Source organism: Variovorax durovernensis (assembly GCF_977011995.1).
Window position 1 is genome coordinate 929,869 of the sequence record NZ_CDRNCW010000001.1, and the last position, 20,132, is coordinate 950,000.

Here is a 20,132-nt window from a genome sequence, read left to right on the forward strand (position 1 = left end):
CAAAAATCCGAGGAAACATGTCATGAAAACACGCAAGATCCGCAGCGGGGCCGCACGCAGGCCCGCACTCAGCAGCATCGGCTCGGCCGTTGCGATGGTCCTGATCGCCACCGGCGCGCACGCGGCCGAGACGGCGGTCAGTGGCGCGTTCGTGCCCTCGGTCACGGGGACCAGCACCGAGGTGAATCCGCAGACCAACAGCGGCCCGGCCAACGCGTCCATCACCAACGCCACGGTGGGTGTCACCACCATCGGCGCGCCGGGAACGACCCCCACCTCGAGCTACACCAACGGCAACGCGATCAGCGCCAAGGCCACCGGCAACATCGAGGTGCGCACGATAGCGCCGGCCCCCGGCTCGCAGCCCACGCCGGTGAGCAGCGCCGCGGCGCTCGCGCTCTCGCAGAACAGCGGCGTGATCACCAGCAGCGTGAAGACCAGCGCGATGGGGAACTACTCCACCACGATCCAGGCCGGCAGCGTGGCCGCGGCGGACAACACGATCTCGGCCACGACCACGCTCAACAACGGCACGTCGCTGGTGCTCGGCACGGCCGCCGCATCGGGCACCGCGCTCGCCGGCTCGGCCGTGCTCGGCTATCCGGTGGGCGCGCCGCAGCTCTTCGATGCCAAGGGCAACATCGTCGTGACCACGCTGCAGTCGGCCACCGGCGCCAGCTCGAGCGCAGAGAGCCGGGGCAACCGCGTCGACCTGTGGCTGCTGCCGAGCTCGGGCTCCATCGCCGCTGGCGCGTCGCTCGAACGCAATTCGATTTCGGCCGTGCTCAAGGGCAACAGCGCGACGAGCACCGCCGCCATCGTCTCGGGCGGCGCGCCGGTCTTCACGGGCTCGGCGGTGGTTTCCAACCTGCAGGTGAACAACAACGCCACGGCGGGCGCCGTCACGCACTCGGCGACCAATGATGGCTCGATCATCGACGGCGTGGTTTCCGGAGCGTTGTTCGGTGGCTCCAACACGCTGCAGTCGAAGCTGGCGGTGCAGGACAACACGATCTCCAGCGCGGCCACGGGCAACGAGGCACTGGGCGCCACGGCGGGAACCGCGGGCAATCGCATCGTGATCGACGGTGTGTCGGTCGCCGGCAGCGGCACGCCGGCCACGGCGCTTAACAACAGCACCCACAACGGCGTGGGCGTGATCACCAACGTCAACAGCGACCTGGCCGTCGTCAACAGCCAGGGCAACATCGGCGTGGGCATCAAGAGCAGCACCACGAACGCGCTGGTGGGCGCGACGGTGCAGTCGATTGCCAGCGGCGGCGCCGTCGATCTGCAGCGCAACGCCATCACGGCCACGGCCACCGGCAACGCCGCGTCGAGCGCCATCTCCAGCGCAGACGGCTCGAGCACGTTCAAGGGCACCAGCGCCTTGTCGAACCAGCAGGCCAACTACCAGTCGCCGATCACGGCGGAAGTGGGGCCGTCGAACATCGGGGTGCTGACCGGCTTCGGCGGCACGACCAACAACGCCCCTGTTTCGGTGGCCGGCAACAGCTCCGTGGCAACGGCCACGGGCAACCAGATCGGCCAGACTCTTGCCATCGACGCGAGCGGGGTGACGCTCGGCAGTGCCTCCGCATTGCTGACGGGCGGCACCGCCAACGACGGCCGTGTCTCGGCCGGCGGCGCCGCCACGATCACCAGCCTGCAGGGCAACTACGGCAGCCCGGTCAATGCGACCAACGACGGCTCCCAGATCTTGGCGGGTGCGAACCTGGTCAACTCGCCCATCGCGAACAGCACGCTTGCAGTGACCGGCAACGTGCAGCAGGCTTCGGCGCTCGGCAGCGGCGCCACCAACACGCTGAAGCTCGCCACCAAGACGACGCTCGGCACCGGCGCGGGCATCGCCAACGTGCAGATGGGCGACGCCAACTCGACCGTCACCGCGACGCTGAGCAATGCGGAGGCGAGGGTCGGCGCCAACGGCAATCTGACCGGCGGCGCGAGCAGCATCGCGCTGACCGACAACAAGCAGCTCGCCCGTGCCATCGGGAACTCGGCGACCAACACGCTGGGCGTCGATGCGCTCAACGTGGCCGCGGTGACCGCGGGGGGCCTTGCTTCCACCGTCACCGTGGGCGCCGGCGGTCTGCCGTTCGACGGCAATGCCGGCAGCCTGCCGACCGTCAATGCCGCCTTCGGCATCCTCAGCGACCAGTCGGTGCAGGCCAGCGTGAAGGCCCAGGCGAGCGTGCCCACGGCGCCCGGCCTGAACGCGTTCGCGGTCGGTGTGGCCGGCAACCTCGGCGACACGACCGCGGGAGGCAAGCTGGCGAACGACCGCAATGCCCTTGGCGCCGAAGCCTTCGGCAACAACGCGGCCAACGGCCTGACGCTGGACCTGAACAACCTGAGCAGCTCGACGCCGTTTGTCCTGGGCCTGTTTTCGGGAACCAACGTGGCCAACGTGACCAACGTGCAGTCGGTGGCCGGCGGCACGACGCAGATTTCGGCGGATGCCAGCGGCGCGACGCCGGTGCGCACCGTGATCTCGGGCAACGTCACCAACGCCACGGTGTCCAGCTCCGGCAACACCACGCAGGCGCTGGCCTATGGCAACAGCGCGACGGGCAACACGGTGAAGGTGACGGGCAACAACATCACCACGCTGGTCGCCACTCTTCCGTTGCAGCCGCCAGGCGCGAGCGTGGCGGGCGGCACGGCCAGCGTGAATGCGGCGTTCGGCGTGCAGAACGCGCAGTCGGGCCAAGGCTCCGTCTCGGCCACGCGCAGCGGCGGGCCGGAGGTGCAGACCTACATCGTCGGCAACGTCGTCAACTCCAGCGTGAACGCCGACAAGAACACGACCGTCGCCGAGGCCAACAGCAACAGCGCGACCAATGGCGTGAGCATCGACGCGAACGGTGTCGCCACCACGAGTGCGGTGCAGAACCTGCAGCAGACGAGCGCCGACGTCACCGCGCAGATCGGCTCGCCGGCCGCGACGCGCGCGAACCAGAGCGGCGTGCAGGTGAAGATCGACGGGCTCGCCGTGCAGGGCCAGGCGATTTCCGTCAGCGGCAACATCGCGAGCGGCTCCGCAACGGGCAACTCGGCCAGCAACAGCGTGGCCGTCAATGGCAACACGATCGCCGTGCGCGGCGTGCTCCCTGCCATCGTGTCCAGCGGGGGCATCCTGGGTAACGCGGCCTACGCCGACCACGCGGTGTCGAACGTCCAGGCCGTGAGCGGCGCGGGCACGATTTCTTCCAGCGTGACGGGCGCCTTCGGTATCGACACCACACCGGGCGCGAACATCAGCAGCGCCACGCTGAGCGCTTCGAACAACGCGCAGGGCTCGCAGGCCATCGCCAACACGGCGAGCAACAGCGTCGCGCTGGCGGGCGGCAACATCACCGCGCGCACGGCGCTGCAGTCGACACAGACGAGCACGACGAAGAACGTCGATTCGACTTCCACGATGGAGGTGTTCGCGCCGGTGGCCTCGACGTCGTCCCGCATCGACCTGTCGGGCAACAAGAACGTGTCGCTGGCGGTGATCAACGACGTGTCCAACACGCTGAGCGTGGCCTCGACCAACACCTCGCCTTCGAGCGCGGCGGGCTCCGTCGCACTTCTGGGCGCGGGCGCGGCCGGCGGCGACCATGTGCTGCTGAACCAGCAGACCGCGGCCTCGACGGTGACGAGCACGGCCAGCACGAAGCTGTACAACGACGACGGCGGCACGCCCGCGCCGGTGACGGCAGGCCTGGCCGGCGGCTCGCTCAGCATTGCCAACAACAGCACGCTGGCCGAGGCATCGGCCAACCGCGCCGCCAACACGCTGTCGCTGGTGAGCAGTGCAGTGCAGGGGGCGTCCGGTGGCGTCGTCAACACCCAGGCCAGCACGGCTGACGTCATGGCAACGGCCAGCACCGCCGCGAACGTGGCGTTGACGGCTGGCTCGCCGCTCAACGGCGGCTCGGTGGCGCTCAACGCCAACACGACCAGCGCCCTTGCACGCGGCAACGCGGCCACCAACCTGCTGGAGTCGAGCGCGGGCAGCGGCTACGGCGGGCTTGCGGCGCAAGGCTCGTCCGGCGTGGTGCTGGCACCCGCCGCGCTCAACGTCAGCGCGGCTGCCGCCATCCGCAACAGCCAGACCAATGACGGCGCGGTGTCGGCAAGCAGCTCGGGCGCGAGCTACATGGTGGCGCTCAACTCGACCGGCGGCCCGGTCGGAACGGCGCTCGGCACAGTCGGCGTGACGGGCAACACCCTGACTGCCGAGGCCTATGGCAACAGCGCCACCAACCGCATCACGCAGACCGCGCTCAACAGCGGCACGCCGAGCGCGGCCATCGCCAGCTCGCAGGTCAACACCGGCGCGGTATCGGCGACCGTGACCGGCGTGAGCGTGGGCATCGGCGCGACGGGCGCCGTGGGCAACAGCACGCTGCGCACCACGGGCAACCAGATCACCGCATCGGCGACGGGCAACTCGTCGGTGTCGTCGATCGCGACGCGCTGAGGCCGCGCCGCCGGCAGGCTGCAAAAGCCGCGGGCCCGTACAGGGTCCGCGGCTTTTTTTCGTTCACTGCGAGCTCGCCTTGGCGGGCCGGCGCAGCTCGGCGCAGTAGTCCTTCTCGGGCAGCGGCGGCGTCTGCCAGATGCGGTCGTATTCGCCGGGCACCACGTTCGCCAGCGTGGGCGCGGCCAGCATCCGCACCGTGGCGATCCTGACGTCGTTCGGCAGGTGCTGCGGCACGCCGAGCGTGCGCACCACATGGCCGGAGCCTGCGATCAGCAGCACTGTCTTGCCGGGCTGCCGCGCCTTGACGACGGCCTGCGCCATCGCGCGGTCGCGGCCCACCTGGATGCGGGTCATGGGAATGATCTGCGACTCGGGCAGCAGCTTGCAGTGGCCCTCGCGCACCGCGTTCTGCTGCGCGACATAGGCCTCGTTGCCGAGCTGCGCGTCGAGCGAGACATCCGCCATCGCGTCTTTCATGCGGGCGCGCGGCAGGTTGGCGCCGACCACGGGCACACCCGCGCGCACGGCCGCCATCACGGCCGGGCCGTAGCTGGCCCAGGGCCAGGCCTTTTCGCTCCAGTCGAGCGCGGCCTGCACCTGGGCTTCGCTGGCGGTGGGCGCCACGTGCGCGGTGCCGCGGCCTTCTTCCGCCATCTCGAGCGCCAGCGCGGCAAGCTGGCCGCGCGCTACCAGCGCCTCGACGGTTTCGCGCTCGATGACATGGTGCTCGGGCGCGTCGTGCTGCTCGCCGAGCAGCAGGGCGTCGACCGGCAGCACTGCGTCGACCCGGCGCGCGATGGGGGCTTCGGGCGCTTCGGACGACAACGCCGAGCAGCCAGCGAGGGTGGCCGCAACCAGCGTGGCGATCAGGAGAACGGGGATGCGGGGAGCCCGCGCGGGCGAGAGTCGTGAAAGAGCCATCGCGCCATACTAGGCCTTCGGCGCATGAGCGCCCTGCCATCCAATCCCGCTACTTCCTGTCCGTCCGTGCCTCTCCGATTCATCGTCCGCGTGCTCGCCACGCTGCTGCTGGCGCTTGCCGCCGCAGGTGTCTGCCTGGCGCTGCACACGCCGCTGCCCTGGATGATCGGCCCGCTGATCGCGGTGTCGCTCGCTTCCATCGCCGGCCTGCCGACCGCAAGCCACACACCGCTGCGCAACGCGGGCCAGTGGACCATCGGCACCGCGCTGGGGCTGTACTTCACGCCGCACGTGGTGTCGCTGGTGGCCGGCGTGTGGTGGGCGATTGCGCTGGCCATCGGCTGGGCGCTGCTGCTGGGCTGGGGCTTCGGGCGTTGGCTGCACGGGGTGCATGCGGAGCGCATGCCGCATGTGCCGGCGAAATCCATGAGAGCCACGACTTACTTCGCGGGCGCCATCGGCGGCGCTTCCGAGATGACGCTGATGGCCGAATCGGCCGGCGCGCGCACCGATCTCGTGGCGGCGGCGCACAGCCTGCGGCTGGTGGTGGTAACGGTCACCATCCCGTTCGCGATGCAGTGGAGCGGGCTGCACGGGCTGGAGATCAACCCGCCCGGCGCGCGCGAGGTGAACCTCGGCGGGCTCGCGCTGCTTGCGGTGGCGACCGGCATCGGCGCCCTGGCGATGCGCGCGCTGAAGCGCACCAACCCGTGGTTCATGGGGCCGCTGCTGGTGGCGATGGGTTTCACCGTCGCCGGGCATTCGCTGTCGGCGGTGCCGGCGTGGATGTCGAACACGGCGCAGCTGGTGATCGCGGTGAGCCTGGGCGTGCGCTTCAGCCGGGAGTTCCTGCATACGGCGCCGCGCTGGCTAGGCTCGGTGACGCTCGGCACCTTCGGCATGCTGGCGCTGTGCGGCGCGGTGGCCTGGCTGCTGGCCTGGGCGACCGGGCTGCACCCGGCCACCATGATCCTGGGCACCTCGCCGGGCGGCATCGCCGAGATGTCGATCACGGCCAAGGTGCTGCAGCTGGGCGTGCCGGTGGTCACGGCGTTCCAGGTGTGCCGGCTGGTGGCGGTGTTGCTGGTGGTGGGGCCGATGTACCGGTGGATCTACCGCTGAAGAGCGGCTGCCCATGAAAAAAGCGCCCTGAGGGGCGCTTTTTGCTGGCAAACGGGGAGGGTGTCAGTGCACGAGGACGGGCGTGTGCGCCAGCTCGGCATAGCCTTCCAGCGTGTCTTCGACTTCTTCCTGGGTGGGGGTGTTGAGCTGCCAGGCGGCGATCTGCTGCTGGAACAGCTCGGCCCATGAGCCGTCGAGATACACCTCCTTGCCCGAACGCTTGTCCACGATTTCGAAGCCGTGGCGCTCCAGGACCGGCATGTTCGGCTGCGCGGGTTCGTCGCCTTCGGTGGGTTGCACGTGGACGACGACGAAAGACTCCGAGTCATAAAGCATGTTCATGGCGGGCCCCGTAAGGATGTCGATGGCATTCATGGAGATTACTTAGCAATCAACGCGCCAGTTTCAAGACCCGTTGTCTTTTGTTTACTTTCAACGTCGATATGTGCGTTTTGCCTCAATTTGTGGGGCTCGTGGGTAGGGATTTGCGCAACTGAGCGTCGGCGAAGTTGCCGTTGGGCTCGGTTTGCTTGATCCGCACGGGCAAATAACCGTAGTCCGGCGCCAGCCAGAGCTCCAGCTTGCTGTCGAACTGCTGGCGCGGGCTGCGGGTGAGCTTGCGCGCCCGGTATTCGCCGGCCGGCAGGCTCAGCTGCTCCTCCCCGCCGACCACGAAGACCCAGATGCCGGCATCGCGCGGACCCACGGTCTGGACCGAGATCTGGCTGCCCGCCGGGTAGCGGCCCGGGTCGCCCGCCAGCAGGCCGCCGAGCTGCATCATGACGCTCAGCCGGTCCTGCGCGCCGGCCAGCAGCGGCACGGAGGGCGCGTTGTTGCTGAACACCACCTGTCCCTGGTCGCGCACGAAATGCGAAGCCACTTCGGACTTGCGGCTCTCCGAGTACCGGTCGGGCTCGATGCCCGACGGGCCGATGCGGCCGGTGCTGTGCTGGCTGCGGATGGTGCTGAACAGCACCTTCAGCGTCAGCCGGGCGTCGTAGCGGCTGCCGTCCTGCAGCCAGGTCAGCTCGCCGAACACGCCTTGCATGGGGGACGAGCCGTCCTGCCCGGTGGCCGTGAAATCGAGCGTCACCGACCCCGGAATGCGCAGCGACTGGGTGCCGACGATGTTGCCGGACGCGGGGTTCGCGGTGCCGGCGGATGCGCCCGCCGTGCCGTCGCCGGTGCCGGTTCCTGCGGCGGTGGGCGGGGTTTCCGCCGGTGTTGCTCCTGAATCCGTAGCAGGCTGCGTCGTCAGGTCGGGCGCTTCCGGGGCCTTGGGCGTCGCGTTGTCGGTCTGGGGCTCTGGCGAAGGTGCCGGCTTGGGCTTCGGTATCGACGGCGCGCGCGGCCGTCGCGGCTTCACCGGGGCCGGCGGCCGGGCTTCCGGCGGCGCGACGGCGGCCGGCGCGGCGGGCTTTTCGGAAGCGGGCGGCGCGATCACGATCGTGCGCGTGATGAACTTGTTGGCCAGCGGCGAAGGTTCCGGCCCGATGGCCGTCGGCGCCAGCCCGAGCACCAGCAGGTGGATCACCGCCACCAGCAGCGTCAGCGCCGCCAGCACCCGCCAGGACGGGCGGCCGGGCAGGCCGGCGGACAGCGGAGGGGGGGCGACGAGCGTCGGCATCAGTGTGTGGAGTGGGGCGCCGGCGCGGAGGTTCACCGAGACCACCTCGGTACACTGCCGCCCGTCCAACCAGTTTAAGTGGGGAGCGGCAGCCGCCCTCACGCACCTACCGCATCATGAAACTCGCCACCCTGAAGGACGGCTCGCGCGACGGCCAGCTCGTCGTCGTTTCCCGCGATCTCACGCTCGCCCACTACGCCACCGGCATCGCGAACCGGCTGCAGCAGGTGCTGGACGACTGGGGCTTCATGAGCCCGCAGCTGCAGGACCTGTACGACTCGCTCAACCACGGCCGCGCCCGCCATGCCTTTCCCTTCGATCCGTCGATGTGCATGGCTCCGCTGCCGCGCGCCTACCAGTGGGCCGACGGCTCGGCCTACCTGAACCATGTCGAGCTGGTGCGCAAGGCGCGCAACGCCGAAGTGCCCGAGAGCTTCTACGCCGACCCGCTGATGTACCAGGGCGGCAGCGACGACTTCCTTGGCCCGGTCGACGACATCGTGGTGCCCAGCGAGGCCATGGGCATCGACTTCGAGGCGGAGATCGCCGTCATCACCGGCGACGTGAAGATGGGCACCACGCCCGACCAGGCGCTGGACGGCATCCGCCTCGTGATGCTGGCCAACGACGTGAGCCTGCGCAACCTCATTCCGGCCGAACTGGCCAAGGGCTTCGGCTTCTTCCAGAGCAAGCCCGCCACCGCCTTCAGCCCCGTGGCCGTGACGCTCGACGAACTCGGCGAAGCCTGGCAGGGCGGCCGCGTGCACCTGGCGCTGCAAAGCAGCTGGAACGGCCGCAAGGTCGGCATTTGCGACGCCGGCCCGGAGATGACCTTCCACTTCGGCCAGCTCATCGCCCACATCGCCAAGACGCGCAACGTGCGCGCCGGCAGCATCGTCGGCAGCGGCACCGTGAGCAACAAGGGCGTCGAGAAGAAAGATGGGCAGATGGACTGGCCCAAGGGCTACTCGTGCATTGCCGAGAAGCGCTGCATCGAGACCATCCAGGGCGGCGCGCCCGTCACCGAGTTCATGAAGTTCGGCGACACCATCCGCATCGAGATGAAGGGGCTGGACGGCCGCTCGCTGTTCGGCGCGATCGACCAGGAGGTCGTGTCGACTGCCGGTCGGCCAAAGGAGGCGCCGGTGTCGCTGGTGAAGCCGGCCGCCGGCGCGCAGCAAGACGAGGCGCCGGAAGAAGCGGCCTCCGAAGACTGACCCAAGCTCACCGCCTCAGTGCGGCCCCGCGCCGCGCAGCAGCTCCTTCTGCGACCGTATCCCCAGCCGCCGGAACGCCCGGTACTGGTGGGTGCGCACGGTCGTCAGTTCCACGCCGATTTCCCGCGCCGCCTCTTTCGCGGTCTTGCCCGCCATCAGGTGGCCGATGACTTCGCGCTCGCGCAGGCTCAATGTCAGCAGCCGCGAGGCCAGCGCGGGCTCCACGGCTTCGCGCACGGCCATTGCGCTGCGTCCGTGCGCTGCGGTCGCATCGGCCAGCAGCGTGGCGTGCGCCTCGATGCGGCCGAAAGCTTCCGCATCGAACTCGGGCTGCGCCAGGCTCCGGTAGAAGCTCACTGCCACGCGCTGGCCGGTGGGCAGCAGCAACAGCACCGATGCCCGCTCACGGATGCCCACGTCGCCATAGCAGGCGGCGCGGTAGGCCGGGTCGGCTACTTCGTCGGCGCGCTGGTGGCCCAGCCAGAGCTGCGCGCGCTGCGGCAGCTTGCGCGCCGCGAGCCATGCCATGTTCGGATCGAGCAGGTCGAAGCGCTGGGCCACGTAGCGTTCCGACGTGCGCTCGGCCGTGCTGCCGTAGCTGCTCGCGGCCGACACCGCCTCGATGCGCCCCGCCGCGCTGACCGCGAACACGGTGCAGAAGGTGACGGGCATCACGCGCTGCATCGCCGTCAGGTAGCTGGTGGCGAGGTGCGCCGTACCCACGCCGCCGAGCACGTCGCTGACCACGGCGGCAGCCAGCGCGGTGTCGGTGGGATGGATGCGCCAGCGTCTCATGGGTCAGGAAAAAAGGTCGGGAATGTTCGGGGATTGGGGTAACTACCTCGTACGAAGTTATGACATTGGCAGTGCCCGCGCATCGGGACAATCCCGTCGCATGACGAACTCTCCCGCAGCCGCTCCGGGCGATGCCGCCGGCGGCCCCGTGCCGCCACCGGCCAGCGCCACCGAACTCCCGCCCTCCGTCGGCGCCTTCCACTACACACGCTACAAGCCGTGGACGCCGCCACTCGAGCAGGACGGCGTGGAGCCCGGCCGCCACCCGGTGGTGATCGCAGGTGGCGGGCCGGTGGGCATGGCGCTGGCGCTGGGGCTCGCGAACCACGGCGTGCGCTGCGTGATCCTGGAAGCCGACGACACCGTGTGCGTCGGCAGCCGCGCGGCCTGCATCTCGCGCCGCAGCCTGGAAATCATGGAGCGGCTCGGCGTGCTGCCCGACTTCATGGCCAAGGGCCTGCCGTGGACCGGCGGGCGCAGCTTCTACAAGACGGCCGAGGTGTTCCGCTTCGAGATGCCGCACGACGCGCGGCAGAAGCTGCCGCCGATGATCAACCTCGAGCAGTACTACGCCGAGCACTTCCTGCTGGAAGAAATCTTCCGCCGCAACGAGGCGACGCCTGGGCTCATCGACATCCGCTGGGGCACCGAGCTCACCGGCCTCGCGCAGGACAACGAAGGCGTGACGCTCGACGTGCGAAATGCCGAGGGCAGCTACCGGCTGCACGGCCAGTGGCTCGCGGCCTGCGACGGCGGCCAGAGCTTCGTGCGCAAGGCGATGGGGCTCGCGCTGGAGGGCACGGGCTACGAGGGCCGCTACGTCATCATCGACATCGAGCTGCACAGCGGCCATCCCACCGAGCGCCGCGCCTGGTTCGACCCGCCGTGGAACCCCGGCTCGACCGTGCTGATGCACCGCCAGCCCGACGACATCTGGCGCATCGACTACCAGCTGCGCCCCGGCCAGAGCACCGAAGAAGCGCTGCAACCGGCGGCGGTGGCCGAGTTCGTGCAGCGCCACCTCGACGCCATCGGCGAAGGCCACCTGCCGTGGAAGACGGTGTGGACCTCGGTCTACCGCGCCGGCGCGATGACGCTCGACAGCTATCGCCACGGCCGCGTCGTCTTCGCGGGCAACGCGGCGCATGCGATGCCGATCTTCGGCGTGCGCGGGCTCAACTCGGGCTTCGACGACGCCGACAACCTCGCGTGGAAGCTGGCGTTCGTGTCCAAGGGACTGTCCGGCGCGTCGCTGCTCGACAGTTACTCGCAGGAGCGCATCGAGGCCTTCCACGTGAACGCCGAGAACGCGATGCGCAGCACCGAGTTCATGTCTCCGCCGTCGCGCGGCTTCGACCTGCTGCGCGAGGCGGCGTTGTCGCTGTCCGAGGCGCACCGGGGCATCGCGCAGCTGATCAACCCGCGCCAGACGCAGGCCGTGCGCTATGCCGCTTCACCGCTGTCGAGCCCGGGCGACGAACTGCCGGCGGGCCCGCTGCCGGGCGAGGCGATGCCGGAGCAGCAGCTCGAGCGCGGCCACCTGACCGACTGGATCGGGCCCACTTTCACCTTGCTGGTGCTGCGCCCCGATGCGGTCGCGCTGCCGGCCGCCGACATCGTGCGCGCGCAGCAGGGGGCGCTGCCCTTCGCCGTGCGCACCATTGCCAGCCCGGGCATCGCCGGTGTCGACGCGCATGCCTCGGCCGACGTGTTCGAGGCGCTCGGCGCGCAAGACGGCGCGGTCTACCTGCTGCGCCCCGACGGCCATGTGGCCGCGCGGTGGCGGCGGCTGCCGCCCGGCGCCCTGCAACCCGCACTGGAACGTGCCGCAGCCCTGGAGCCTCTTTCCGCATGACCAACCCTGCTCTTCCCCCCGACGCCCGCGACCGCCTCTACGCCGAGTGCGCGCGCGCCATCAGCGAAGCGGGCGCCGAGCGCGAATCGCTGTTCCTCGCGCGGCTCGCGCTGCTGCTGTTCGAGCAGGTCGGCGACGAGGCTCGCTGCCGCAACGCGCTGTCGGATGCATTGCACGCGCTGCCCGTACCATCGCTGTCCGCTTCCTGATTTCCGGAATTACACACAACTAGCTGATTGGAGACCGCTTCCATGGATCGCCGCACCCTTCTCGCCACGCTCGCCTCCGGCGCCGCAATGGCCGCATCGCCCTTCGCCCGTGCACAGGAATATCCCGCACAGCTCATCAAGTGGGTCGTGCCCTATCCGGCGGGCGGCGGCACCGACGTGATCGCGCGCGTGCTGGCCGAATCGATGCGCCAGACGCTGGGCCAGCAGATCGTGGTCGACAACCGCCCCGGCGCCTCTACCAACATCGGCGCCGACCTGGTCGCCAAGAGCAAGCCCGATGGCTACACCATCCTGTCGGCCGACAACGCCGTGCTGGCCTTCAACGAGCACCTGTTCAGCAAGCTGCCGTTCAGCCCCGAAAAAGACTTCACCTACATCGGCGCCATCGGCAAGTTCCCGCTCGCGCTGGTGGTGCACCCGGACTTCCCGGCCAAGAACTTCAAGGAGTTCCTGGCCTACGTGAAGGCCAACCCCGGCAAGGTCAACTACGCCTCGCCGGGCAACGGCTCGCCGCACCACCTGGCGATGGAAATGTTCAAGGTGCGCACCGGCACCTTCATCACCCACATTCCGTACCGCGGCGCCGCGCCGGCCATGGCCGACGTGATGGGCGGGCAGGTGCCTTGCATGTTCCTCGACCTGGCCTCGGGCCTGTCGATCATGCAGAGCAACAAGGTGCGCGTGCTGGCCATCGGCTCGGGCGCGCGCAGCAAGCTGCTGCCCAACGTGCCGACGCTGGCCGAAGTGGGCGTGCCCAACACCGAGGTGTTCGCCTTCCAGGGCATCCTCGGCCCGGCCGGCCTGCCGCCCGCGGTGGTGAACAAGCTCAACGGCGACCTGAACAAGGCCTTCGGCACGCCGGCCGTGCAGAAGCGCTTCGAGGACTTCGGCATGGAAGCCATGCCCGGCACGCCGGCGCAGTTCGCGGCGCTGTCGCGCGCGGAATCGAAGCGCTGGGGCCCGATCATCAAGCAGGCTGGAATCAAGCTCGACTGAACTCGCCAAGGGCATTTTTTCTCGCGGAACACCGCGGAACCGGCTTCGCCGGGCCGCAGGTGTTGCCCCCGGTAGGGGGGTGGCGCAGCGACACGAAGTGCGCGGAGCCTGGGGGCGTTACTTTGTGTATGCCTTGCGCGAGCCGTCCTCGAAGACTTCGTCGTCTCGCTGCAGCTCGCCGTTTTCGTCCCAGGCGCGTTCGCGCGTCACGCGGCCCTTGGCGTCGAAGCTCGACTCGGCGATCAGCGTGCCTTTTTCGCTGAAGCGCTGGTGCGTGCCGATCGGCACCTGCCGGCCCCGCCCCGCGAGCTGGTAGCGGCCCTGCGCGGCGCGCTGGCCGCTGTCATAGAACTCTGTGATGTCGACCACGCGGCCATCGCCGTTGCCGCTGTAGGCCGACTTGCTGCGTGGCTGGCCGTTGAGGTAGTAGCTGTCGTCGCCTATGGGCTCGCCCGCGCTGTTCCAGCGCTGGTCGCGCACCAGCGTGCCCTTTTCGGAGAAGGCCTGCTCGCGCTGGCGGATCGAGGCGCGCTCGACCAGCAGGTACACCGTCTCGCGGCGCTTGACGCCTTCCGACGAATAGGCCTGCTCGGTGCGCTGGTTGCCGATGGTCTCGTCGAGCGACGCGGTCTTGCCGTTGTCGTAGAAGCTCTGCGAGCGTACCCGCTTGCCCGACAGGTACGACAGCCGCGAGCGCAGGTTGCCGCGCGCATCGAACAGGTCGACCTGCGACGGGCCGCCGGTGAAGCCGCAGAGCTTGGCGTCGTCGACCACCGGCGCCAGCGTGGGCGCGTCGGCACAGCGCAGGGCCGAGAGCTGTCCGCGCTCGGTGAACTCGACCGAGCCGCGTTCGCTGCCACTGCCGGTGTCCGGGTAGAAGATGACGCGGCGCAGCTTGCCGTCTGGGTAGTAGCTGCGCGCCAGGCCGCGCTCCTGGCCATCGTCGTAGGTGGCCTCGCGCAGCACCCGGCCATTGGGCGAGAACTCGCGGGCGCGGCCCTGCAGGTTGCCCTTGGCGTTGAGGGTGTGCTCCTTGGCGAGCTTGCCTTTTTCGTAGATGCGGACCAGGCCCATGAAGACGCCGTTCTGCAGCTGCTCCTCGCGCTGCAGCTCGCCGGTCGCGCGGTTCTTGCAACGCACCAGGCCCGTCTGGCCGGCGGTGGTGGCGCCGTTGTCCGGGTTCACGCTGCGCCCGTTGAGCTCGCAGTCCTGCTGGGCATGGGCTGCGGTGCCCGCAAACAGGGGCACGAGGGCGGCGAGCCCGAACCCGAGCTGCCTCAGGCGCAGGCGCGGTGTTGTCACTGGTCGTAAATAGTGTCTAGTGAACGGAAGCCCTTGACCTCGATCGGATTGCCGAACGGGTCGCAGAAGAACATCGTCCATTGCTCGCCCGGCTGGCCTTCGAAGCGCACCTGGGGCTTGAGCACGAAGTCGGTGCCGGCGGCCTCGAGGCGGCCGGCCAGTGCCTGCCAGTCGGGCAGGGCGAGCGCGAGGCCGAAGTGCGGCATCGGTACCATCACGTCGCCGACGCGGCCGGTGCGGGTGGTGGCGAAGGGCTCGCCGAGGTGCAGGGAAATCTGGTGGCCGAAGAAATCGAAGTCGACCCACGTGTCGGTGCTGCGGCCCTCGGCGCAACCGAGGACGTCGCCATAGAAGCGGCGGGCGCCGTCGAGGTCGCGAACGTGGAAGGCAAGGTGGAAGATGCTTTGCATGGTTTCGGATTATGGGCAACGGTGCTGTGAGAATGCCGGACTTTCTTTCATCGTGGAGCAAGCCTTGCGGATACTCCGGATCCTCGTCGCGCGGATGCGCGGCATATATATGTCGGCTCGAATGCGCGCCGTCGATTTCTCGGCGCCCTTGCGCCTCGTGCAGCGGGCGCCGCGCCAGATCCTGGCGGGCGTGTGCTGCGTCTTTACATTCGGCGCCGCCCATGCGGCCTGCCCGCCCTCGGCCATCGCCAGCCTCGAGAAGCCGGGCATCGGCCTGCGCAATGGCGTCGACCGCGGCATGCTGTGGCGCATCGAGCGCGACGGCCGCACTTCCTGGCTCTACGGCACCCTGCACGTGGGCCGTGGCGACTGGGTGCGGCCCGGGCCGACCATCCAGAAGGCGCTGACGCAGAGCGACCTGCTCGCGCTGGAGCTCGACTCGCGCGACGAGGCCACCGCCCGCACCATGGCCCAGCCGGCAGACCCGGCGCTGGTGGCCCGGGTACTTAGCGGCGAGCGCGCCCGCCGGCTCGAGCGCCAGAACGCCGAAGCCTGCGTGCCGCCCGGCACCATGTCGAAGCTGCAGCCCATCCTGCAGGTCACGGCGCTGGCCGGCCTGGCGGGCCGTGCCGACGGGCTGTACCCCGAATTCGGCGTGGACGAGACGCTGGCCGTGTCCGCGCGCAACAGCAGCAAGCCGATCGTCGCCCTCGAGAACGCGGCCGACCAGTTGAGGGTTCTGACCGGCGAGTCGGAGGACGAAGAAGGCCAGCAGATCGACGCCGCGCTCGACGAACTGGAGTCGGGCAAGCTGCGCGGCCAGCTCAAGGAACTGGCCGACGTCTGGGCCCGCAGCGACGCGGCCCGGCTCGCGCGCTACGCCGACTGGTGCGATTGCCTCAACACGCCCGCCGAGCAGCGGCTGCTCAAGCGCCTGCTCGACGACCGCAACCCCGGCCTGGCCGACGGCATCGAGCGCCTGCACGCCAGCGGCAAGGGCGTGTTCGCGGCGGTCGGCGCGCTGCACATGATCGGCCCGCAGGGGCTGCCCACGTTGATGGCGGCGCGCGGCTTCACCGTGACGCCGGTGCTGACCAACGCGCAGGAGCAGACGGCGGTGCCGATGCCCGCGCTCGCGGCCCCGTCGCCGTCGCCCAGGGCGCGCGGTGGCAAGGCCGTGAAGGGCCAGCGCGCGCAGAAGGGGCAGAAGGGCGCACCGGCGGCCACAGCCAAGGGCGGCAGGCCGGCGGCCAAGGCCGCGCCAGCCGCAAAGGGCGCGAAAGCCCCGGCCAAGGCCGCCGGCAAGGCGCCCGCCAAGGCACCGGCCGCCAAGGGCAAAGTGAGCCGATAATCGCGACCGCCATGCACGCGCTGCGCCTTCCCACCCGCTCTCTCGGCCTCATCGGTCGCTGGATGCTGTTGTGGTTCGTGCTCTCGCTGGGCGTGGCGGTGGCGTCCCCGCTGGTGCATCCGCAGTCCATGGAATTGGTGTGTTCCGGTGCCGGCCCCGTCAAGGTGGTGGTCCACACCGACGACGGCGCGCGTGAAGTGGGCGCCTCGCACATGGACTGCCCGCTGTGCGTGCTGACCGGCGCCCCGCCGCCGGCCATGGTGGCGCCGGCTTTCGATCTCCCCCTGCCGCTGGGCCGCGTGGTCCAGTCGATTCCCGCCGCGCGACTGGCCGCGGCCACCGCTGCGCCCCTGCCGGCGCGCGGTCCCCCGGCTTTCTCCTGACGCTCTCGAAACGATAGCTGCATTCGCACGCCCGGCGTGCGTACGCGGCTTGTCCGGTTTGAAGTTCGATGGAGAAGGCTCCCCTTGAAAAAAGCATTCCCGCGCCCTGCCGTTTCCTCTCGGCGCAACCCCGCAACGCGCTTACGTGGCCGAACCCGAGTTCGACCTTTGACTTTCCCGTTCCAACCCCAAAGGACCCGCGACATGACGAAACCGATGGCCAACACCCTCCGAGCTCTTGCCGCCTGCGCCATGCTGGCCGGCACCACCGCCGCGCTGGCGCACGTGACGCTGCCGCCCGGCGGCGCCACTGTCGGCAGCGACTACAACGCCGCCTTCCGCGTCGGCCACGCCTGCGAAGGCGCCAAGGCCACCACCGGGCTGGCCGTGCGCCTGCCCAAGGGCTTCGTGCTGAGCGACGCTCAGGCGCGCAAGGGCTGGAAGCTCGACGTGTCGAAGAACGGCGACGGCGAAGTGCGCTGGACCGCCGAGACCCCCGGCAACGCGTTGCTCGGTAGCGAACGCTCCGAATTCGTGCTGCGCGGCAAGGTGCCGGCCACGCCGGGCACGCTGTGGTTCAAGGTGCTGCAGACCTGCGACACCGGCGCGGCCGACTGGGCCGAGGTGCCGGCATCGGGCAACTCGACCGCTGGCCTGAAGAGCCCGGCCGCCAAGCTCGTCGTGGTGGCGCAGGGCGTGGCCACCGTCGACGTGCGTGACGGCTGGGTGCGCCAGTCGGTGCCGGGCCAGAGCGGCACCGGCGCCTTCATGAAGCTCACCGCGCCCACCGGCACGAAGCTGGTGAGCATCTCCACGCCGGCGGCCGGCACCGCCGAAGTGCACGAGATGAAGATGGAAGGCGACGTCATGAAGATGCGCGAGCTGCCCGGCGGCCTCGACCTGCCCGCGGGCCAGACCGTCGAGCTCAAGCCCGGCGGCTATCACGTGATGATGATGGACCTCAAGGGTGCGCTGGCCAAGGGCGCGACCGTGCCGATGACGCTGAAGTTCGAGGACGCCAAGGGCGTGAAGACCGCGCTGGACGTGACGCTGCCCGTAGGTGCGCCAGAAGGTGCCGATGCCGCCGGTTCGGCGCACCAGCACAAGCACTGAGCGCGGCGATCCGGCTAGAGCAGCTGGTCGGGCGCGAGCGGGCCGAACAGCTTGAGCAGCAGCCGCAGGCTGGCGCTGGTGTCGGGCTCGCTGGTCGCGTCCTTCAGGCCGCTGCCTTCAGGTGCGCGCCACACCAGCGAGCCGTCCGTCAGCTCCACGTGCCATGAGCGCTCGCGCATGCCGCGCTCGATCTGGGCGGATGCGGCGCGCGAGAGTTCGTCGCTGCGGATCAGCAGTGCGATTTCGGTGTTCTGCAATTGGGAACGCAGGTCGAGGTTCATCGAGCCGACCACCAGCAGCCGGCCGTCCATCACCAGCACCTTCGAGTGCAGCATCGCCCGCGACTGCCCGGTGACGCCGCCGCTGCCGGTGCCGCCCGAGGAGCCGAACACATTGCCGAAGTTCGACTGCTCGCTGCGCAGTTCATAAAGCTCGATGCCCATCTTGAGCAGCGCCTCGCGGTGGCGCGCATAGCCCACGTGCGCCACCGGGGCGTCGTTCGAGGCCAGGGAGTTGGTCAGCACCCGGATGCGCACTCCACGTGCGCGAGCCTCGTCGAAGGCTTTCAGCATGTCTTTCCCGGGGACGAAGTAGGGCGAGATGACGAGCAGGCTGGAGCGCGCCTGGCCGATCATCTGCAGCAGGCCCTCGACCACCGTGTCGCCGTTGGCGGCCAAATCGGAGGTCGTCTCGAGCGACGCCGCGCCGCGCGAGGTGGCGGGTTTGTCGTCGGGCCGGCTGACCACGAGACCGGGGGCCTTTGCAGTGTCGGGGCCGGAGTCGGCGGGGATCTTGCCGGGTTTGTCGGCCAGCATCACGGCCGGCGCCCAGACGAAATCGGCGGTGCGCAGGTCTAGCGGCTTCTGGTCCCAGGCGCGGGCGCGTTGCTCGGCGGTGGGGGGCGCATCGGCCGTGGGTGGGTCGTCGTGGTCGCGGGTGGCCTGTTCGACCAGTTCCTGGTCGGCCTTCTTCGCGCGCTCGCGCATCGACTGCAGTTCCTCGCGCGTGACCAGCGATTGCACGGGGTAGGCGCGCTCGTTGTTCCAGTAGCTGTCGAAGCTGTGCGACAGGTCTTGCACGATCGGGCCGATTGCCAGCACGTCGACATCGACGAAGTTGCCGGTGGTCGCGTTGCCGAAATAGGCGTCGCCCAGGTTGCGGCCGCCGGCCACCCCCATCACGTTGTCGGCCAGGAACAGCTTGTTGTGCATGCGCTGCTGGATTCGCGAGGCGTCGTCGATCGAGTTGACCAGGCGGCTGAAGGTGGAGTCGCGCGAGCCGGCCAGCGGGTTGAAGAGCCGCATCTCGATGTTGGGAATGAAGGCCAGGCCCAGCACCAGCGCGTCGCGGCCGGTGGTGTGGAAGTCATCGAGCAGCACCCGCACCCGCACGCCGCGCTCGGCGGCCGCACGCAGGCCCCTGACGAGGCGGCCGGTGCTGGCGTCGGCGTGGATGGCGTAGTACTGGAGGTCGAGCGTCTTCTGGGCGCCTTCGATCAGCGCGAGCCGGCTGCCATAGGCGGCTTGCGGCCCGCCCAGCAGCAGGAAGCCGGATTCGTAGCGGGCGTTGGCGGCCTGCCGGCGCTGCTGCACGAGGTCGGCCAGCGCGGAGCCGGTGGCCGGCGCGGCGATCGCGGTCGAGACAGGGCGCTCGACGTTCTGCGGCAGTTGCGCGCAGGCGCCGAGTATCAGCAGCGCCAGGAGCGCGGTGGACCGACGAAAGAAGGCTTGGAATGAAGAAGGCATGCAGCTTTCCCGGGGCTTGGGGGGCGAAGCCGCATATATAGCTTAGTCCGCGCCCCGCCGGCGTCGGACGGCGGGACGGGAGCGGCGCGGTGGGGAGCGCTTTGGTTCGCGCCGCTCAGCGGCCGGCGCCCAGCTCTTCCTGGCGCTCGAGCGCGGCGAGCAGCTCGTCGTCGATCTTCGCGTGGCGCTCGGCGAGTTCTGTGGCGCGCGAGGAGTCGGTGGCGTAGATGGCGCCGCCGTCGAGTTCGAGCATCTCGGTGATGCGCTTCTGTTCGGCTTCCAGGGTTTCGATCTGGGCGGGGAGCGCCTCCAGTTCGCGCTGCTCCTTGTAAGAGAGCTTCTTGCGCGGGGCGGTCGCCTTGGGCGCGGCGGGTTCCGCGGCCGCGGCTGGCGCGGAGGCCGGTGCCGGAGCAGGGGCCGCAGCCTGGCGCTGCTCGGCGATCTCTCGCGCACGCTTGGACTGGACCAGCCAATCCTGCACGCTACCTTCGTACTCGCGCCAGCGGCCGTCGCCTTCGTAGGCGATGGTGCTGGTCACCACGTTGTCGAGGAAGGTCCGGTCGTGGC

Annotated in this window: 17 protein-coding genes (1 of these 17 running past the window's edge); 9 read left to right on the forward strand and 8 right to left on the reverse strand. The window is 69.7% G+C overall.

The genetic code is table 11. The annotated features are described in order from the left end of the window. Nucleotides 1-22 precede the first annotated feature (22 nt). Nucleotides 23-4,495, forward strand: coding sequence for a beta strand repeat-containing protein (locus ACWV14_RS04315; protein ID WP_454906471.1), 4,473 nt, complete (start codon nucleotides 23-25; stop codon nucleotides 4,493-4,495). A gap of 63 nt (nucleotides 4,496-4,558) precedes the next feature. Here the strand turns inward: ACWV14_RS04315 and ACWV14_RS04320 are convergent, their stop codons facing one another. After that, nucleotides 4,559-5,419, reverse strand: coding sequence for a ChaN family lipoprotein (locus ACWV14_RS04320; RefSeq protein WP_454906469.1), 861 nt, complete (start codon nucleotides 5,417-5,419; stop codon nucleotides 4,559-4,561). A gap of 24 nt (nucleotides 5,420-5,443) precedes the next feature. Here ACWV14_RS04320 and ACWV14_RS04325 point away from each other — a divergent pair, with 24 nt between their 5' ends. Further along, the gene (locus ACWV14_RS04325; RefSeq protein ID WP_454906467.1) at nucleotides 5,444-6,541 is read left to right on the forward strand and encodes an AbrB family transcriptional regulator; all 1,098 of its coding nucleotides are present in this window, start codon (nucleotides 5,444-5,446) and stop codon (nucleotides 6,539-6,541) included. A 63-nt stretch (nucleotides 6,542-6,604) separates the two neighbouring features. Here ACWV14_RS04325 and ACWV14_RS04330 read toward each other — a convergent pair whose 3' ends face one another. Beyond that, nucleotides 6,605-6,883 (reverse strand): BTH_I0359 family protein, encoded by a 279-nt coding sequence (locus tag ACWV14_RS04330; protein ID WP_172839907.1) that lies wholly within the window; start codon nucleotides 6,881-6,883, stop codon nucleotides 6,605-6,607. A gap of 115 nt (nucleotides 6,884-6,998) precedes the next feature. Next, the gene (locus ACWV14_RS04335; protein ID WP_454906465.1) at nucleotides 6,999-8,168 is read right to left on the reverse strand and encodes a DUF3108 domain-containing protein; all 1,170 of its coding nucleotides are present in this window, start codon (nucleotides 8,166-8,168) and stop codon (nucleotides 6,999-7,001) included. A 116-nt stretch (nucleotides 8,169-8,284) separates the two neighbouring features. Here ACWV14_RS04335 and ACWV14_RS04340 point away from each other — a divergent pair, with 116 nt between their 5' ends. Next, complete coding sequence (locus ACWV14_RS04340; RefSeq protein WP_454906464.1) at nucleotides 8,285-9,385, forward strand: fumarylacetoacetate hydrolase family protein; 1,101 nt, start codon at nucleotides 8,285-8,287, stop codon at nucleotides 9,383-9,385. Between the two features lie 15 nt (nucleotides 9,386-9,400). On the opposite strand, the gene ACWV14_RS04345 is transcribed toward ACWV14_RS04340, so the two are convergent. Further along, the gene (locus ACWV14_RS04345; protein ID WP_454906462.1) at nucleotides 9,401-10,180 is read right to left on the reverse strand and encodes a response regulator transcription factor; all 780 of its coding nucleotides are present in this window, start codon (nucleotides 10,178-10,180) and stop codon (nucleotides 9,401-9,403) included. A 100-nt stretch (nucleotides 10,181-10,280) separates the two neighbouring features. On the opposite strand from ACWV14_RS04345, the gene ACWV14_RS04350 reads away from it, so the two are divergent. Genes ACWV14_RS04350 through ACWV14_RS04360 form a run of 3 tightly spaced genes read left to right on the forward strand, consistent with a single transcriptional unit; the run spans nucleotide 10,281 to nucleotide 13,261 of the window. Further along, on the forward strand, nucleotides 10,281-12,035 hold the full coding sequence (locus ACWV14_RS04350) for an FAD-dependent monooxygenase (protein WP_454906460.1): 1,755 nt from the start codon (nucleotides 10,281-10,283) through the stop codon (nucleotides 12,033-12,035). Next, complete coding sequence (locus ACWV14_RS04355; RefSeq protein ID WP_454906458.1) at nucleotides 12,032-12,244, forward strand: hypothetical protein; 213 nt, start codon at nucleotides 12,032-12,034, stop codon at nucleotides 12,242-12,244. Before ACWV14_RS04350 ends, ACWV14_RS04355 begins: the two co-directional genes overlap by 4 nt. Before the next feature lie 42 nt (nucleotides 12,245-12,286). Beyond that, the gene (locus ACWV14_RS04360) at nucleotides 12,287-13,261 is read left to right on the forward strand and encodes a Bug family tripartite tricarboxylate transporter substrate binding protein (RefSeq protein ID WP_454906456.1); all 975 of its coding nucleotides are present in this window, start codon (nucleotides 12,287-12,289) and stop codon (nucleotides 13,259-13,261) included. A gap of 117 nt (nucleotides 13,262-13,378) precedes the next feature. Here ACWV14_RS04360 and ACWV14_RS04365 read toward each other — a convergent pair whose 3' ends face one another. Together ACWV14_RS04365 and ACWV14_RS04370 are read right to left on the reverse strand one after the other, a co-directional pair. Then, a complete protein-coding gene (locus tag ACWV14_RS04365) occupies nucleotides 13,379-14,563 on the reverse strand; it encodes a toxin-antitoxin system YwqK family antitoxin (protein WP_454906454.1) in 1,185 nt (394 codons plus the stop codon). Continuing rightward, a complete protein-coding gene (locus tag ACWV14_RS04370; RefSeq protein ID WP_454906452.1) occupies nucleotides 14,560-14,973 on the reverse strand; it encodes a VOC family protein in 414 nt (137 codons plus the stop codon). The genes ACWV14_RS04365 and ACWV14_RS04370 overlap by 4 nt, the downstream gene beginning before the upstream one ends. Before the next feature lie 121 nt (nucleotides 14,974-15,094). On the opposite strand from ACWV14_RS04370, the gene ACWV14_RS04375 reads away from it, so the two are divergent. From ACWV14_RS04375 to ACWV14_RS04385, 3 genes are all read left to right on the forward strand, one after another. Next, nucleotides 15,095-16,324 (forward strand): TraB/GumN family protein, encoded by a 1,230-nt coding sequence (locus ACWV14_RS04375; RefSeq protein ID WP_454906451.1) that lies wholly within the window; start codon nucleotides 15,095-15,097, stop codon nucleotides 16,322-16,324. An 11-nt stretch (nucleotides 16,325-16,335) separates the two neighbouring features. Continuing rightward, nucleotides 16,336-16,707: a DUF2946 family protein gene (locus ACWV14_RS04380; protein WP_454906450.1), complete on the forward strand. Its 372-nt coding sequence runs from the start codon at nucleotides 16,336-16,338 to the stop codon at nucleotides 16,705-16,707. 204 nt (nucleotides 16,708-16,911) lie between these two features. Next, entirely contained in the window at nucleotides 16,912-17,820 is a 909-nt protein-coding gene (locus ACWV14_RS04385; RefSeq protein WP_454906449.1) for a copper chaperone PCu(A)C, read from the forward strand. A gap of 14 nt (nucleotides 17,821-17,834) precedes the next feature. On the opposite strand, the gene ACWV14_RS04390 is transcribed toward ACWV14_RS04385, so the two are convergent. Together ACWV14_RS04390 and ACWV14_RS04395 are read right to left on the reverse strand one after the other, a co-directional pair. Continuing rightward, nucleotides 17,835-19,565, reverse strand: a complete 1,731-nt coding sequence (locus ACWV14_RS04390; RefSeq protein WP_454906448.1) for a phospholipase D family protein — start codon at nucleotides 19,563-19,565, stop codon at nucleotides 17,835-17,837. A 115-nt stretch (nucleotides 19,566-19,680) separates the two neighbouring features. Then, nucleotides 19,681-20,132, reverse strand: partial view of an ATP-binding cassette domain-containing protein gene (locus tag ACWV14_RS04395; RefSeq protein WP_454906447.1) — the end only. Its footprint extends 1,450 nt past the window's final position; the window shows 452 of its 1,902 coding nt (coding positions 1,451-1,902); its start codon lies off the right edge, out of view — the gene reads right to left on this strand; its stop codon occupies nucleotides 19,681-19,683.